Source organism: Ideonella alba, from assembly GCF_018069845.1.
Taxonomy (GTDB): domain Bacteria; phylum Pseudomonadota; class Gammaproteobacteria; order Burkholderiales; family Burkholderiaceae_C; genus Ideonella; species Ideonella alba.
This window is the reverse complement of record NZ_JAGQDD010000005.1, coordinates 187,838-202,783: the sequence shown is the minus strand read 5'-3', so window position 1 is coordinate 202,783 and position 14,946 is coordinate 187,838. Positions and strand designations below refer to the sequence as shown.

The following is a 14,946-nucleotide window of genomic DNA, read 5'->3' as shown; positions in this document are numbered from 1 at the left end:
GACCTGAGGACAACCAGGGGTTTGATACCCTACGGTGTATCTGATACGATACCCATATGGGTATCAAGAACACCGCCGTTCCAAGCCGGCTCCGTCGCCGCCTGCTGCCTGCACTGGGTCTGGGCCTGACCGGTCTGCTCACCGGGGCCGCGATCGCCGCCACCCCGGTGCCGGTGATCCAGCTCAGCGCGGCCAGCGCCGGCCGCAGCCTGGAGATGTCCGCCACGATCGAGGCGCTGCGCCAGGCCACGGTGGCGGCCCAGGCCTCCGGCAACGTGCTGGCGCTGGGCGTCAAGGCCGGCGACCGGGTCAAGGCCGGCCAGTGGCTGGCCCGCATCGACGACCGTGAACCGGCCGCCGCGCTCAGCCGCAGCGAAGGCGGCGTGCTGCAGGCCGAAGCGGAACTGCGCAATGCCCAGGTCCAGGCCGAACGCACCCGCGACCTGCGCGCCAAGGGATTTGTCAGCCAGGCCGCACTGGACGTGGCCGAAACCCAGCTCAAGTCCGCCCAGGCCGGGCTGCAGGCCGCCCAGGGCGGCCGCCGCCAGGCCGCGCTGGCACGCGACTTCAGCACCATCACCGCGCCGTTTGACGGCGTGGTGCTGGCCACCCACCTGGACACCGGCGACCTGGCGGCGCCGGGTCGGCCGATCCTGACGCTGTACGCCCCCGGCGCGCTGCGCGCGGTGGTCCAGGTGCCGGCCTCGCGCTCCGCGGCCGCCCGCCAGGCCAGCGGCCGGCAGGTGCAACTGCCTGACGGGCAGTGGGTCACGCCGCTGCGCAGCACCGAATTGCCCACCACCGACCCGGTCTCGCAGACCGTCGAGTGGCGCCTGGACCTGCCGGCCTCTGCCCAGGCCACGCCGGGCCAGAGCGTCAGCGTGCGCTTTGACGGCGCCCCGACTGAGCCCACGACGCGTGCGCTCCTCATTCCGGCCGCGGCGGTGCTGCAGCGGGGTGAGCTGGAAGCCGTCTATGTGCTGCGCGACCAGCGCTTCGTGCTGCGCGCCGTGCGCCTGGGCAGCCGCCAGGGCCAACAGGTCGAGGTGCTGGCGGGCCTGAAGGCAGGCGAGCAGATCGCGGCCGATGCGGTGCGCGCCGGCCTGGCCGACGCCACGCCCGCCGCACGCTGAGGACCGCCGCCGTGACCGATCCCCGACCCGCCGACGCACCCATGGGCATTTCCGGCCGCCTGGCCGCGGCCTTCCAGGCCAACGCGATCACGCCGCTGCTGGCGCTGGTGGCGCTGCTGCTGGGCCTGTTCGCCGTGCTGGTCACGCCGCGCGAGGAAGAGCCGCAGATCAACGTCACGATGGCCAATGTGCTGATCCCGTTCCCGGGGGCCAGCGCGGCCGATGTGCAGGCGATGGTGGCCCGCCCGGCCGAGCAGGCGCTGTCGCAGATCGCCGGCATCGAGCACACCTATTCGGTCGCCCGTCCCGGCGTGGCCGTGCTGACGGTGCAGTTCAAGGTGGGCGTGCCGCGCACCGAGGCGCTGGTGCGCCTGTACGACGTGCTCAACGCCAACCAGGACTGGCTGCCCGCCGGCCTGGGCACGATGACCCCGATCGTGCGGCCCAAGGGCATCGACGACGTGCCGGTGCTGGCCGTCACGCTGTGGTCGGCCGACGCCCGCCCGGCGCTGGAACTGCAGCGTGTGGCCCACACGCTGGAAGCCGAACTCAAGCGCGTGCCCGGCAGCCGTGAGGTGCAGACCATCGGCAGCCCTGGCCGCGCGGTGGTGGTTGAACTCGATCCCTCCCGCCTGCGCGAGCGCGGTGTCGACCTGCAGCGGCTGCGCGACACGCTGTCCGCGGCCAACCTGTCGATGCCGGCCGGCCAGGTGGCGCAGGCCGGTGAGGATCGTCTGCTGGCGGTGCAGACCGGCGAGTTCCTGCGCTCGGCCGAGGATGTCGCCGACGTGGTGGTCGGCACCCACGCCGGCAAGCCGGTCTACCTGCGTGAGGTGGCCCAGGTGCGCGACGGCGCCGCCCAGCCCGGCCATCTGGTGTGGCACCTGCCGGGCGCCGCCCAGGGCGCCTCGGCGCCGGGGGCTGGCCAGGCGCTGCCGGCGCTGACGCTGACCGTGACCAAGAAGCCCGGCATGAACGCGGTGGATGTGGCCGCGGCCACCTTGGCCCGCCTGGACGAGCTCAAGGGCACGGTCATTCCCGAAGGCATCGAGGTCAGCGTCACCCGCAACTACGGCGAGACCGCGGCCGAGAAGGCCAACAAGCTGATCCAGAAGCTGGCCTTCGCCACCGCGTCGGTGATCCTGCTGGTGGGCGTGGCCCTGGGCCGGCGCGAGGCGGTGATCGTCGGCGCCGCGGTGATCCTGACGCTGACGGCCACCCTGTTCGCCTCCTGGGCCTGGGGCTTCACGCTCAACCGGGTGTCGCTGTTCGCGCTGATCTTCTCGATCGGCATCCTGGTCGATGACGCGATCGTGGTGGTCGAGAACATCCACCGCCACCAGCAGCTGTTCCCCGGCCGCAGCCTGCGCGAGATCATCCCCGGTGCGGTGGACGAGGTCGGCGGCCCGACCATCCTGGCCACGCTGACCGTGATCGCCGCGCTGCTGCCGATGGCCTTCGTCAGCGGACTGATGGGGCCGTACATGAGCCCGATACCCATCAACGCCAGCATGGGCATGGCGCTGTCGCTGGCGATCGCCTTCACCGTGACGCCCTGGCTGGCGCTCAAGCTGATGAAGCCGCACCACGGCGACCATGCCGCCCTCGCACCCGTGGGCGTCGGTGCCCGGCTCGGTGGCGTCTTCGCCGCCCTGCTGGAGCCGCTGCTGGCCAGTGCCCGCAAGCGCTGGCTGCTGGTGGTCGGCATCGTCGGCGCGCTGGTGCTGTCGGTCGGTCTGGCCCTGGTGCAGTGGGTGGTGCTGAAGATGCTGCCCTTCGACAACAAGTCGGAGTTCCAGGTGGTGGTGGAGATGCCCGCCGGCACGCCGCTGGAGACCACGGCCGCCGCGCTGCAGGACATGGGCGCCTTCCTGGCCATCCAGCCCGAGGTCACCGACCTGCAGGCCTACGCCGGCACCGCCAGCCCGATCACCTTCAACGGCCTGGTGCGCCAGTACTACCTGCGCGCCGACGCCGAACAGGGCGACCTGCAGGTCAACCTGGTCGACAAGCACCACCGCAGCGACAAGAGCCACGCGATCGCCCAGCGCCTGCGTCCGGCGCTGGAGAAGATCGCCGCCGCGCACGGCGCGCGCATCCAGGTGGTCGAGGTCCCGCCGGGCCCCCCGGTGATGAGCCCGCTGGTGGCCGAGGTCTACGGCCCCGACGAGGCCGGCCGCCAAGCCCTGGCCGCGCGCGTGGCCCAGGCCTTCCGTGCCACGCCCGACATCGTCGGCATCGAGACGACGCTGGAGGAGAACGCCCCGCGCGCCTTCCTGCGCATCCGCCGCCAGCGCGCCGAGGCGCTGGGCATTCCGGTGGCCGTGGTGGCGCAGACGGTGCAGGCCGCCCTGTCCGGGGCCGATGCCGCCTGGCTGCACGAGGACGGCGCCAGCAAGTACCCGGTTCCCGTGCGCCTGCAACTGCCGCGCAGCGCCCAGGTGGGCCTGGACGCCCTGCTGGCGCTGCCGCTGCGCGCCGGCAACGGGCAGCTGGTGCCCTTGTCAGAACTGGTGCAGGTGCAGCGCGGCGTGATCGACAAGCCGCTGTTCACCAAGGACCTGCAGGGCGTGAGCTATGTGTTTGGCGACATGGCCGGTCGGCTCGATTCACCGCTGTACGGCCTGTTCGGCATCCGCCCCCACCTGGCCCAGGCCGCGCTGGAGGGCACCGGCGGCGTTGCCGAGTACTGGATCCGCCAGCCCTCCGACCCCTTCCGCGGCTATGCGATCAAGTGGGACGGCGAATGGCAGGTCACCTACGAGACCTTCCGCGACATGGGCGCCGCCTATGGCGTGGGCCTGATCCTGATCTACCTGCTGGTGGTGGCGCAGTTCCGCAGCTACCTGACGCCGCTGATCATCATGGCGCCGATCCCGCTGACCATCATCGGCGTGATGCCCGGCCATGCGCTGCTGGGCGCGCAGTTCACCGCCACCAGCATGATCGGCATGATCGCGCTGGCCGGCATCATCGTGCGCAACTCGATCCTGCTGGTCGACTTCATCGAGCTGCAGGTGGCCCAGGGCGTGCCCTTCGCCCGCGCGGTGGCCGAGTCGGCCCGGGTGCGCGCACAGCCGATCGCGCTGACCGCGCTGGCCGCCATGATCGGCGCCTTCTTCATCCTCGACGACCCGATCTTCAATGGTCTGGCCGTGTCGCTGATCTTCGGCATCCTGGTCTCGACGCTGCTGACGCTGGTCGTGATCCCGGTGCTCTATTTCGCGGTCTATCAAGGCCGACACGTCCCCCAAGCCGCCACCTGAGCGGTCCCTTCACGCCTTCCGGAGACAAGACACCATGGCCCACATCGTCATCATGGGCGCCGGCATCGGCGGCATGCCCGCCGCCTATGAGCTGCGCGAACTGCTGCCCAAGGAGCACCAGATCACCGTCGTCAGTGCGGTGAGCTACTTCCAGTTCGTGCCGTCCAATCCCTGGGTGGCGGTGGGCTGGCGCCAGCGCGACGACATCGTGCTCGAAGTGGGCCCATTGCTGGCCAGGAAGGGCATCGCCTTCATCCCGCAAGCGGTCACCACGATCGACGCCCCGGGCAACACGCTGACGCTGGCCGATGGCCAGTCGCTGAGCTACGACTACCTGGTGATCACCACCGGCCCGAAGCTCAGCTTCGACGAGGTGCCGGGCGCCGGCCCGCATGGCGGTCATACGCACTCGGTCTGCTCGGTCGACCACGCCCAGGCCTTCTGGCGCGACTACGAGGCCTTCCTGAAGAACCCCGGCCCGATCGTGGTGGGCGCCATGCCCATGGCCAGTTGCTTCGGCCCGGCCTACGAGTTCGCCTTCATCGTCGACGCCGACCTGCGCAAGCGCAAGCTGCGCCACAAGGTGCCGATGACCTATGTGACCAGCGAGCCCTACATCGGCCACCTGGGCCTGGGCGGCGTGGGCGACAGCAAGAGCATGCTCGAGAGCGAGCTGCGCAACCACGACATCAAGTGGATCTGCAATGCCAGGACCACCAAGGTCGAGGCCGGCAGGCTGTTCACCACCGAGGTCGACGGCCTGGGCAACGTCTACAAGGAACACGAGGTGCCCTTCAAGCTGGCGATGATGCTGCCCGCCTTCAAGGGCGTGGACGCGGTGGCGGCGGTGCCCGGGCTGTGCAACCCGCGCGGCTTCGTCCTCATCGACGAGTTCCAGCGCAGCAAGGCCTACCGCAACATCTTCTCGGCCGGCGTGTGCGTGGCCATCCCCCCGGTGGAAACCACGCCGGTGCCCACCGGTGCACCCAAGACCGGCTACATGATCGAGACCATGGTCTCGGCCATCGCCCACAACATCGCCGACGAGCTGGCCGGCCGCCCGGTCACCGCCCAGGGCACCTGGAACGCGATCTGCCTGGCCGACATGGGCGACACCGGCGCCGCCTTCGTGGCCCTGCCGCAGATCCCGCCGCGCAACGTCAACTGGTTCAAGAAGGGCAAGTGGGTGCACCTGGCCAAGATCGCCTTCGAGAAGTACTTCCTGTCCAAGATGAAATCCGGCAACTCGGAGCCGGTCTACGAGAAGTACGTGCTCAAGGCCCTGGGCATCGTGCGGCTCACCGACCGCTGACCCCCCATTCGTCATTCCAAGGAGCTTTCCATGACCATCGAACGCTGGATCCGCGTGATCGCCGGCACCTTCATCCTGCTGTCACTGGCGCTGGGCGTCGAGGGCAGCCCGCTGTTCGTCAGCCGCTGGGCCCTGGCCTTCACCGCCTTTGTCGGCCTGAACCTGCTGCAGTTCGGCTTCACCAACGTCTGCCCGATGGTCTGGTTCCTGCGCAAGGCCGGCGTGCCCGAATCGGCGGCCGCCTGCCCGCGCTGAGCCCTCCAGCCCTGCCCCTGACACCTTCTTTCGGAAGCGACGACAATGGCGGCCGTGACCACCTCCCAGGCTCCATCGCTGGAGCTGTGTGCCATGTCCCAGCTGACCGACGAGAAGAACCGCACCGACCTGCTCAACCGCCTCAAGCGCGCCGAAGGGCAGTTGCGCGGCATCCAGCGCATGATCGAGGAGGGCCAGCCCTGCCTGGACATCGCCAGCCAGATGGCGGCGGTGCGCAAGGCGCTGGACAGCACCTATGTGCGCATGACGGTGTGCTTCATGGAGCAGGAACTCGGCAACCGGCTGGGCGACAGCGCCAAGAACCGCAAGCAGCTGACCGAGGTGCTGGAAGAGGTGCAGACCCTGCTGGGCAAGGTGCGCTGACGGCCGTTAGCGGCGGCCCTCGGCGTCGACGCTCAGCGCACACCCTGGGCCGGGCGCAGCCGCTGATCCGGGTCGACCGCGCTGTCCGGATCCATCTCGCTGGCCACCTGGGTGCACACCGCCCGGCACAAGGTGGCCACGCGTTCGCTCTGCAGGCGGTAGTAGATCTGGGTGCTGTCGCGCCGTTTGCCCACCACGCCGGCCCGGTACAGGGTGGCCAGGTGCTGCGACATGTTGGGCTGCGTGGTCTCGATTTCCTCGAGCAGCTGGGACACGTTCTTCTCGCCGTTGCACAGGGCGCTGATGATCTTCAGGCGCACCGGCGTCGACAGCAGCGAGAACAGCTCCGCCACGGAGTCAAACACCGTGTCGGCGTGGAGGCTGGGATCCTGTGACATGGCGGGTCCGAGGGCAGTTGAGCGTCATTGTATCGGTATGCACTGATGCGCGCATGCAGCCAGCGCCAAGCCACCCACGGGACCCTTCCCTCAGCGGATGAACCGGTAATGCCGCTGGTTCAGGACCGCCGCCACCGCGGTCACTTCCTCGGGGAACATCTGCAGCTTGAGCTGGGTGTTGCAGCCCTCCACCATGCCGCGCAGCGCGCCGGCGTCGCGGATCCGGCCCTGGGGGTTGTAAATGTCCTCGCCCCCGCTGCCCCCCATGTGGCGGGTGTGGCACTCGGTGCAGCGGTGCTCGGCGATCAGCTTCGCGCCAAGGGCCAGGTCCGCCTCCTTGAAGATCTCCGGGACCGCCGGCTCGGCGGCGCGCACCAGTGTCAGCGCCAGACTGCCGACAGCGGCGATGGCCAGCAGGGCCGGGAAGAATCGCGGCATGAGGTCTCCTCAAAGGGGTCCGCTGGCGCCGGACGGCTGGGCCCAGTGCGCCAGACCCTGTACGTCATCGTCGCTCATTTCGCCGGGGATCAGCTCGCGCACCACCCCCTGGCCGTCGATCACCGCGGTGAAGGGCACGATGCGGCGGGCGGTGACCAGCGCGCGCAGTGTCGCCCCCTGCGCGGTGGCGGCGAAACCCAGGCCGTGGCGCTGCAGGTGTTCGCGCACCGCCTCGGGTTGATCCTGGGTCACGCCCAGCACCTGCAGACCCTGACCGGCCATGCGCCGTGACAGCGTATCCAGGCGTGCGTTGTGGCGCTGGCAGTAGGGGCAGTCAAGGGTGAAGAAGCTCAGCACCCAGGCCTGTCCCGCCCAATCCTGCGGACGCAGCAGCCGCCCGTCGAGCAGCGGCAGCGGTGGCGGCACCAGCCTGTCGCCGCGCTGCAGCGCCCGGGCCGGTGCGGCGCCGGCCAGGCCGGTGGCGGCCAGCGCCAGCAGCAGGCCCAGGCGACGACGGGCCGGCACGGCGTTCATCGCTGGCTGGACTCCATCAGCAGGTAGGTGTTGTAGGCGTTCATGCGGTTGGCGGCCTGGAAAAGCGGCAGCTTCTCGAAGCGGCTCCAGTCGGTGGCGCGGTAGGCCTCGTCGAAGGGGTCCATGTTGCGGGCGGCCTCGCCCATGCGCTCGCGCAGGTAGACCAGGTAGTCCCGCGTGAGCTGCATGTCGGCGCGGGGCTCGGTGGACGCCGGCCCATGCCCCGGCACCACCACCGTGGGCTGCGCCGCCAGCATGCCGTCCAGGGCCTTGATCCAGCCTGCGCTGTCGGCCTGGCCGACAAAGGGCACACGCCCGCGGAACAACAGGTCGCCGGAGAACAGCACGCCGCGCTGCGGCACCGAGATGACCAGGTCCTCGGGCGTGTGCGACGGCCCGACCGGCCGCAGCACGAAGCGCGTGCCCCCGATGTCCAGCACTTCCTCGCGCAGGCTGCCATCCAGCCCCAGCCATCGATCGGCCGGCACCAGCCGGGTGTGTTCGTCGACCCAGGGGAACATCTCCTCGCGGCTGGACTGCAGGCGCAGCCGGGCGGTGTCGGATGCCAGGTACTCGCGGGCGCGCGCCTGGGCGATGATGCTCGCTCCCGCCGCCTGGAAGACCTGCAGGCCGTAGATGTGGTCGGCGTGGTAGTGGGTGACCAGCACGTGCCGCACCGGCAGCGGCGTGATCGTGCGGATCTGCGCCAGCAGACGCTGCGCCAGCGGTGGCGAGCCCAGCGCATCGATCACCACGACGCTGTCGGCCGTGATCACGAAGCCGGCATTCGAGATGAAGTTCTGATTGGCCGACGAGCCGAGCGCCGACTCGCCCTGCACGTAGTAGACGCCCTCGGCCACCCGCTGCGGCGCCATCTCGACGGTGACGGCCGGCGCCCCCTGGGCGCGCAGGCTGCGCGGCAGCCAGCCCAGGGCCGCGCTGCAGCCGCAGCCCGCCAGAAAGTAGCGACGTGACGACTTCAGGGATAACACCACATCAGCAATCAATGATATTTCGGACACTATAAGTCCGACACCGCATGCGCGCCAAGCCCCGCGTGCGGCCCCCTGCCCCCGGAGACAACACCCATGACCCCACGCCCCCTGTTGGCGGCCCTGCTGCTGATGCTGGCGGTGCCGGCTGTCGCCAAGGACCCCACGACGCTGCGCACCCGCTCGCTGGCAGCCACCTGCGCCCACTGCCATGGCACCGACGGCCACGCCGTCCAGGGCGAAGCCCTGATCAAGCTCGCCGGGCTGCCGCAGGACTACATCCTGAGCCAGCTGATGGCCTTCCGCAGCGGCCAGCGGCCCGCCACCATCATGCACCAGATCACCAGGGGCTACTCGCAGGAGCAGCTCGAGACCCTGGCGGTCTATTTCTCCAAGCAGAAGCCCTGAGGGAGGTGCTCATGATGCAACGCAGACAACTCCTGGCCGGCCTGGTGGCTGGCAGCGCACTGGGCGTGGCCGGCTGCGCGTCGGTCGGCTCGGCGAACAAGGCCAAGGTGCTGGTGGTGGGCGGTGGCTACGGTGGCGCAACGGTGTCCAAGTACATCCGCCTGCTGTCCGATTACAGCATCGACGTGATGATGGTCGAGCCCAGCGCGGCCTTTGTCTCCTGCCCGGTGTCCAACCTGGTGATCGCCGGCATGAAGACCATGGCCGACATCACCAACCCCTACACCGGCCTGTCCAGCAGGCATGGCGTGCGCGTGGTGCAGGACAGGGTGGCCTCGGTCGATCCGGCCAGGAAGACCGCGACCCTGGCTTCTGGTGGCTCGGTGAGCTATGACAAGCTGGTGCTGGCCCCCGGCATCGACTTCATGTGGGAGCAGATCGAGGGCCTGCAGGCCGCCCACGCCGCGGGCGACGTGCTGCACGCCTGGAAGGCCGGCCCCGAGACCATGGCACTGCGCCGGCAGCTCGAGTCGATGCGCGACGGCGGCGTGTTCGCCATCAGCATCCCCGAGGCGCCCTACCGCTGCCCCCCCGGCCCCTACGAGCGCGCCAGCGTGGTGGCGGCCTACCTCAAGCAGCACAAGCCGCGGTCCAAGGTGCTGATCCTGGACGCCAACCAGGACGTGACCTCCAAGGGCCCGCTGTTCAAGAAGGCCTGGGCCGAGATCTACGGCCCGATGGTGGAGTACCGGCCGCAGCACAAGGCGGTGTCGGTGGACGGCAAGAGCCGCACGCTGAAGTTTGACGTGCAGGACGACGTCAAGGCCGACGTGCTGAACGTGCTGCCGGTGATGCGTGCCGGCAAGCTGGCGGTGGACACCGGTCTGGCCAACGCCAACGGCCGCTGGTGCCACACCAACTTCCTGACCTTCGAGTCGACGGCCGCCAAGGACATCCATGTCATCGGCGACGCGATCCAGGTGGCCCAGGGCATGCCCAAGTCCGGCCACATGGCCAACTCGCACGCCAAGGTCACCGCCGCCGCCATCGTGGCCGAGCTGCAGGGCATGGAAGTCAACCCGCACCCGATGCTGACCAACGTCTGCATGAGCTATGTCGACGCCACCCACGTGATCCACGTGGCCAGCGTGCACGAGTACCAGGCGCCGAAGAAGAGCTTCTTCACGATTGGCGGCTCGGGCGGCGTCTCCGATGTGCGCTCCGACCTGGAAGGCCGCTACGCCGAGGCCTGGGCGAAGAACATCTGGGCCGACGTGCTCGGTTGACGGCGGCCGCGGTGCCCGGGCCTGACCAAGGTCAAGGGCCGGGCAGGGTCACGGGCTCATCATCGCCGCATCAGCACACACGGATGCGCCGCCGGACGAGCCCGCCATGTTCCTCGAATCCCTGATCGCCCAGGTGGGCGAGATGTGGGCCATCACGCTGGCCGGCGCGGCCATCGGCGTGCTGTTCGGCTTCTTCGCCCACCGCTCGCGCTTTTGCATGCGCTCGGCGGTGATCGAGTTTTCGCGCGGCACCCGCGAGGGCAAGCTGACCGTCTGGCTGTTCACCTTCTCCACCGCCGTCATCGCCACCCAGGCCTTCATCCTGGCCGGCTGGCTGGATGTCAGCGATGCCCGTCAGCTCTCCGCCCGCGGCAGCCTGTCCGGCGCCATCGTGGGCGGTGCGATGTTCGGTGCCGGCATGATCCTGGCGCGCGGCTGCTCCAGCCGCCTGCTGGTGCTGGCGGCACAGGGCAACCTGCGTGCCCTGCTCTCGGGCCTGGTGTTCGCCGTGACGGCGCAATCGGCGCTGTCGGGTCTGATGTCACCGCTGCGCCTGGAGATCGCCGGATGGTGGACCATCGAAGGCGGCTCGGCCCGTGACCTGCTGGCCTGGCTGGGCTGGAACCACACGATCGGCGTCGTCTTCGGTGGCGTGTGGCTGCTGGCGGCACTGGTGTGGGCCTGGCGCCAGCAGGTGCGCTTCTGGGGCTGGTTCGGCGCGATCGGCGTGGGCCTGATGGTGGCCGTGGCCTGGCTGACCACCTGGGCCCTGTCGCGCCAGGCCTTTGATCTGGTGATCCCGGTGCAGAGCCTGTCCTTCACCGGCCCGGCCGCCGACACCCTGATGCTGGTGCTCTCGCCACCCGGCCACGCGCTGAAATTCGACCTGGGTCTGGTACCGGGCGTGGCCCTGGGCTCCCTGGTGTCGGCCCTGCTGTGGCGCGAGTGGACGCTGGAGGGCTTCAAGGATGGCCAGTCCATGCGCCGCTACATCGCCGGCGCCATGCTGATGGGCTTTGGCGGCATGCTGGCCGGCGGTTGTGCGGTGGGTGCCGGCGTGTCAGGGGCCGCGGTCTTTGCGCTGACCTCCTGGGTCACGCTGTGCAGCATCTGGGCCGCGGGCACCGTGGTCGATCACCTGCTGGACCGACCGCGCGATGTGCTGCCCGCGGCGCCGACCCTGGCCACCGGCAGCGAGAGCTACCCGCGGCCCTGACCCGGTCAGGCCACCATCCCCGGGTTGCCCTGCACGCCGACCAGCGACGGCGTGTTGATGGCCCGCGGCTTGACGCGGCCGCCCTGCGACTTCAGCCAGGTTTCGACCACGTCCCACACCGGCTTGTTGCCGGGCGCAGTGCGCGCTTCCTCGGCCACCGGCGCCCAGCCGGCCACCTTGTAGGTCTTGCCGGCGTCGATCGGCTTGCCCTTCAGGCGCATGTCGCTGATGCGGCTGCCCATCGCCGCGCCCGGGGTGCAGGTGTAGGTGAGGCCGCCCACGCGCACCATGTCGCCGCCCTGCTGGTAGTAGGGGTCGGGGTTGAACAGGTTGTCGCAGACGTCTTCCAGCACCGTCTTGATCATCTCGCCACGCATCTCGGTGAGGGTGGCGTAGGGGTAGGTGATGGCCAGCTGGTCCATCATCAGCTCGCGCGTGATGGTCTCGCCCGGCAGCAGCGAGGTGCCCCAGCGGAAGCCCGGCGAGAAGGCCAGATCGGCGCCCTGCACGTCGATCAGCGCATCGACGATCAGCTGGTCCCAGCTGCCGTTGAAATTGCCGCGGCGGTACAGCAGGCCTTCGGTGACGGCGAGCTTCTCGTTCAGCTTGGCCTCGTAGGGATCGCGAATCTTCTTGATCAGCGCCGCCATCGCCGGATCGGCCTGCAGCTGGTTGGCGAACACCGGCAGCAGGCGGTAGCGGAAGTCCACCACCTTGCCGCCCTTGACGTCGAAGTCCATCAGGCCGAGGAACTTGCTGTTCGAGCCCGCATTGGTGACCAGCGTGGTGCCGCCGGCGTTCTTCACGGGAATGGCCACCGGCACCCCGTCATGCGTGTGGCCGCCGAAGATGGCGTCGATGCCGCGCACCCGGCTGGCCATCTTCAGATCCACATCCATGCCGTTGTGGCTGACCACCACCACCACCTGCGCCCCCTTGCCGCGGGCTTCGTCCACCATGGCCTGCATGTTCTCGTCCTGGATGCCGAAGCTCCAGTCGGCCACCATGTAGCGCGGGTTGGCGATCGGCGTGTAGGGGAAGGCCTGGCCGATGATGGCGCAGGGCACGCCATTGATCTCGCGGATCACATAGGGCTTGAAGACGGGGTCGCCGAAGTCGGTGGTCTTGATGTTCTGCGCGACGAAGTCGACCTGGCCCTTGAAGTCCTTGTTGACGATCTCCTGGACGCGCTCCATGCCGTAGGTGAACTCCCAGTGGCCGGTCATCACGTCCACGCCCAGCAGCTTGCAGGCGTCGACCATGTCCTGGGCGTTGGTCCACAGCGAGGTGGCCGAACCCTGCCAGGTGTCGCCGCCATCGAGCAGCAGCGCGCCCGGGCGGCTGGCCTTGAGCTGCCTGACCAGCGTGGCCAGGTGGGCAAAGCCGCCGACCTTGCCGTAGCGGCGCGAGGCCTTCTCGAAATCGAGGCAGGTGAAGGCGTGCGACAGGTCGGTGTCCGGACGCGCACCAAGGGTCTTCAGCAGATGCTCGCCCACCAGGTGCGGCAGTTGGCCCTTCATGCCGCCGATGCCCAGGTTCACGCTGGGTTCGCGGAAGCGGATCGGCATCAGCTGCGCATGGCAGTCGGTCATGTGCAGGAACGAGACGTTGCCAAACCGGGGCACGTCGTACAGGCCCTTCTGCGCCGTGGCCGCGTCGGCCTCGGACCATCGGCCCAGGCCCATGCCGGCCACCGAGGCCGCGCTGAGCACCTGCATGAATTCGCGCTTACTGATATTCATCGGGGAAGCTTCCAAGGAAGGAGCCCGCGCACCCCGAGGGTGGTGCGCGGACGACGACGACACGGAAAAAACCGGGGGCGGCCTACTGCGCGTTCACCGGCGAGGCGGGGTCGAGCAGCAGCGCCATCAGGTGCTTGAGTTGCTGCTCGTTCAGCAGCTTCTTGTGCCCGAAGCGCGGCATGTTGGAGCAGGCGTTGTAGGCCCAGGCATTGTTGAGCTTGCCCCAGGTGTACTGCACCATCGCCTGCGCCTCCGGGGCGGTCGGGTTGGCCACGCCGCGCAGCTTGCCGAACTGGTACAGGCTGGGGCCGATCGTGCCGTACGAGATCTCGGCCTTGCTGATCTGGTGGCAGTTGTAGCAGTTGGCGCCGTTGGCCGATGGGTCGGCCGACTTGTCGGTCCAGGTCATGCCACGGCCGTTCTGGGCCAGCTTCTCGCCTTCGCGCCAGTCGCCCAGGTAGGCGCCGTCGCTGGGTGGCTTGATCGTCGCCAGGGCTTCGGCCTCGATGGCCTTGGCCTGCTCAGGCGTGGGCGCCTGGCCGGTGGAGCAGGCGGCCTGACCGGCGTCCTGCTCCAGCCTGTCGAGCTTGGCGATGCCCTCGTCGCGGAACGAGGACTTCAGCATCGCACTGAACTGCGCCTGCAACTCGGCCGGGCTGGGGCCGCTGGCACAACCCGCCAGGGCGAAGACGGCAGCGGCGGCAGCGGCGGCCAGCAGGGAGGAGGAATGCTTCATCGGGGACTCTCCAGCAGGATCAGCGCTTGATCGCCGGTGCGATCGACTCGGCACCCTTGGCGTTCACGCCCATGTACACGCCCAGGGCGATCGTCACCTCGGAGGCGAAGCCCGGGTACGGGAAGCGCTGCTGGCGGTAGCAGTCGTTCAGGCGGCGCTGCATGCTCCACATCTCGCCGCTGGAGACGCGGTAGGCCGGCCAGGCCGCGAAGCCGACCCCATCACCGGGGTTGCCGCGCAGATCGGGCAGGTCCTGCAGGCGGATGCGCTTGCCGGCCTCGCCGTGGCAGGTGGCGCAGGCGAAATCCATCGGCCCGCCGCGGAAGAAGAAGGCCTTGCGGCCCATCGCGTACATGCGCTTCTCTTCGGCATGGGCCTGCGGCAGGTTCATCTTCAGGCCGCGCGACTCGGCCGAGATGTAGGCCGCCAGCGCCTCCATGTTGGCCTGCTCGCCCTTGCCAAAGGGCGTGGCTGCTATCGCCTTGGCGTCCAGCCCCTGGAGGGTCTCCATGCAGGTCAGCAGGCGCGACTCCAGGTCCTGCACGCGGCCGGTGTCGGCGAACCAGCGCGGCAGCTCCACCCAGGCGCCCTTGATGACGCCCGGCCCCTTGCCCAGGTCACACCGCTCGAGCGACGCGTTCTTCGGGCCGCGAGCCTTCTTCCAGAGGTCTTCACCCTTGGCTTCGAACAGCTCGGCGGGATTGCCGTCGGCCAGCATGGCACGGTATTCGGCGATGCCGTCGGCGGCCGACTTCTGGGCCTGGGCGCCGGCGCCCAGCGCCAGTGCCAGGGCCGCGAGGCTCAAGCGGATCGTGTGGGACACGGTGTCTCCTGGGGGCATGGATG

At 69.4% G+C, this 14,946-nt stretch carries 15 protein-coding genes; 8 read left to right on the top strand and 7 right to left on the bottom strand.

What is annotated here, in order from left to right:
• Positions 1–56: 56 nt before the first annotated feature.
• The 5 genes from KAK03_RS09940 to KAK03_RS09920 all read left to right on the top strand — a co-directional run bounded on the left by KAK03_RS09940 (position 57) and on the right by KAK03_RS09920 (position 6,350).
• Positions 57–1,133: an efflux RND transporter periplasmic adaptor subunit gene (locus KAK03_RS09940; protein ID WP_210853801.1), complete on the top strand. Its 1,077-nt coding sequence runs from the start codon at positions 57–59 to the stop codon at positions 1,131–1,133.
• Positions 1,134–1,174: 41 nt separating this feature from the next.
• Positions 1,175–4,399 (top strand): efflux RND transporter permease subunit, encoded by a 3,225-nt coding sequence (locus tag KAK03_RS09935; RefSeq protein WP_210853846.1) that lies wholly within the window; start codon positions 1,175–1,177, stop codon positions 4,397–4,399.
• Between the two features lie 34 nt (positions 4,400–4,433).
• Positions 4,434–5,711, top strand: coding sequence for an NAD(P)/FAD-dependent oxidoreductase (locus tag KAK03_RS09930; RefSeq protein ID WP_210853800.1), 1,278 nt, complete (start codon positions 4,434–4,436; stop codon positions 5,709–5,711).
• Positions 5,712–5,741: 30 nt separating this feature from the next.
• A complete protein-coding gene (locus KAK03_RS09925) occupies positions 5,742–5,966 on the top strand; it encodes a YgaP family membrane protein (protein ID WP_210853799.1) in 225 nt (74 codons plus the stop codon).
• Between the two features lie 93 nt (positions 5,967–6,059).
• On the top strand, positions 6,060–6,350 hold the full coding sequence (locus tag KAK03_RS09920; RefSeq protein ID WP_210853798.1) for a metal-sensing transcriptional repressor: 291 nt from the start codon (positions 6,060–6,062) through the stop codon (positions 6,348–6,350).
• 32 nt (positions 6,351–6,382) lie between these two features.
• Here the strand turns inward: KAK03_RS09920 and KAK03_RS09915 are convergent, their stop codons facing one another.
• The 4 genes from KAK03_RS09915 to KAK03_RS09900 form a co-directional block, all read right to left on the bottom strand.
• On the bottom strand, positions 6,383–6,748 hold the full coding sequence (locus tag KAK03_RS09915; protein ID WP_210853797.1) for an ArsR/SmtB family transcription factor: 366 nt from the start codon (positions 6,746–6,748) through the stop codon (positions 6,383–6,385).
• A gap of 90 nt (positions 6,749–6,838) precedes the next feature.
• The gene (locus KAK03_RS09910; protein WP_247661061.1) at positions 6,839–7,186 is read right to left on the bottom strand and encodes a hypothetical protein; all 348 of its coding nucleotides are present in this window, start codon (positions 7,184–7,186) and stop codon (positions 6,839–6,841) included.
• A gap of 9 nt (positions 7,187–7,195) precedes the next feature.
• Entirely contained in the window at positions 7,196–7,720 is a 525-nt protein-coding gene (locus KAK03_RS09905; protein WP_210853796.1) for a TlpA disulfide reductase family protein, read from the bottom strand.
• A complete protein-coding gene (locus KAK03_RS09900; RefSeq protein ID WP_210853844.1) occupies positions 7,717–8,595 on the bottom strand; it encodes an MBL fold metallo-hydrolase in 879 nt (292 codons plus the stop codon). The genes KAK03_RS09905 and KAK03_RS09900 overlap by 4 nt, the downstream gene beginning before the upstream one ends.
• 213 nt (positions 8,596–8,808) lie before the next feature.
• Here KAK03_RS09900 and KAK03_RS09895 point away from each other — a divergent pair, with 213 nt between their 5' ends.
• From KAK03_RS09895 to KAK03_RS09885, 3 genes are all read left to right on the top strand, one after another.
• Positions 8,809–9,120: a c-type cytochrome gene (locus KAK03_RS09895; RefSeq protein WP_210853795.1), complete on the top strand. Its 312-nt coding sequence runs from the start codon at positions 8,809–8,811 to the stop codon at positions 9,118–9,120.
• A gap of 14 nt (positions 9,121–9,134) precedes the next feature.
• A complete protein-coding gene (locus KAK03_RS09890) occupies positions 9,135–10,406 on the top strand; it encodes an NAD(P)/FAD-dependent oxidoreductase (protein WP_210853843.1) in 1,272 nt (423 codons plus the stop codon).
• A gap of 106 nt (positions 10,407–10,512) precedes the next feature.
• Positions 10,513–11,622 (top strand): YeeE/YedE family protein, encoded by a 1,110-nt coding sequence (locus KAK03_RS09885; RefSeq protein ID WP_210853794.1) that lies wholly within the window; start codon positions 10,513–10,515, stop codon positions 11,620–11,622.
• A gap of 5 nt (positions 11,623–11,627) precedes the next feature.
• On the opposite strand, the gene soxB is transcribed toward KAK03_RS09885, so the two are convergent.
• The 3 genes from soxB to soxA form a co-directional block, all read right to left on the bottom strand.
• Positions 11,628–13,364, bottom strand: coding sequence for a thiosulfohydrolase SoxB (soxB, locus tag KAK03_RS09880; protein WP_210853793.1), 1,737 nt, complete (start codon positions 13,362–13,364; stop codon positions 11,628–11,630).
• A gap of 82 nt (positions 13,365–13,446) precedes the next feature.
• Positions 13,447–14,100, bottom strand: a complete 654-nt coding sequence (soxX, locus tag KAK03_RS09875) for a sulfur oxidation c-type cytochrome SoxX (RefSeq protein WP_210853792.1) — start codon at positions 14,098–14,100, stop codon at positions 13,447–13,449.
• A gap of 19 nt (positions 14,101–14,119) precedes the next feature.
• Entirely contained in the window at positions 14,120–14,941 is an 822-nt protein-coding gene (gene soxA / locus KAK03_RS09870) for a sulfur oxidation c-type cytochrome SoxA (protein ID WP_210853791.1), read from the bottom strand.
• Between the last annotated feature and the right edge of the window lie 5 nt (positions 14,942–14,946).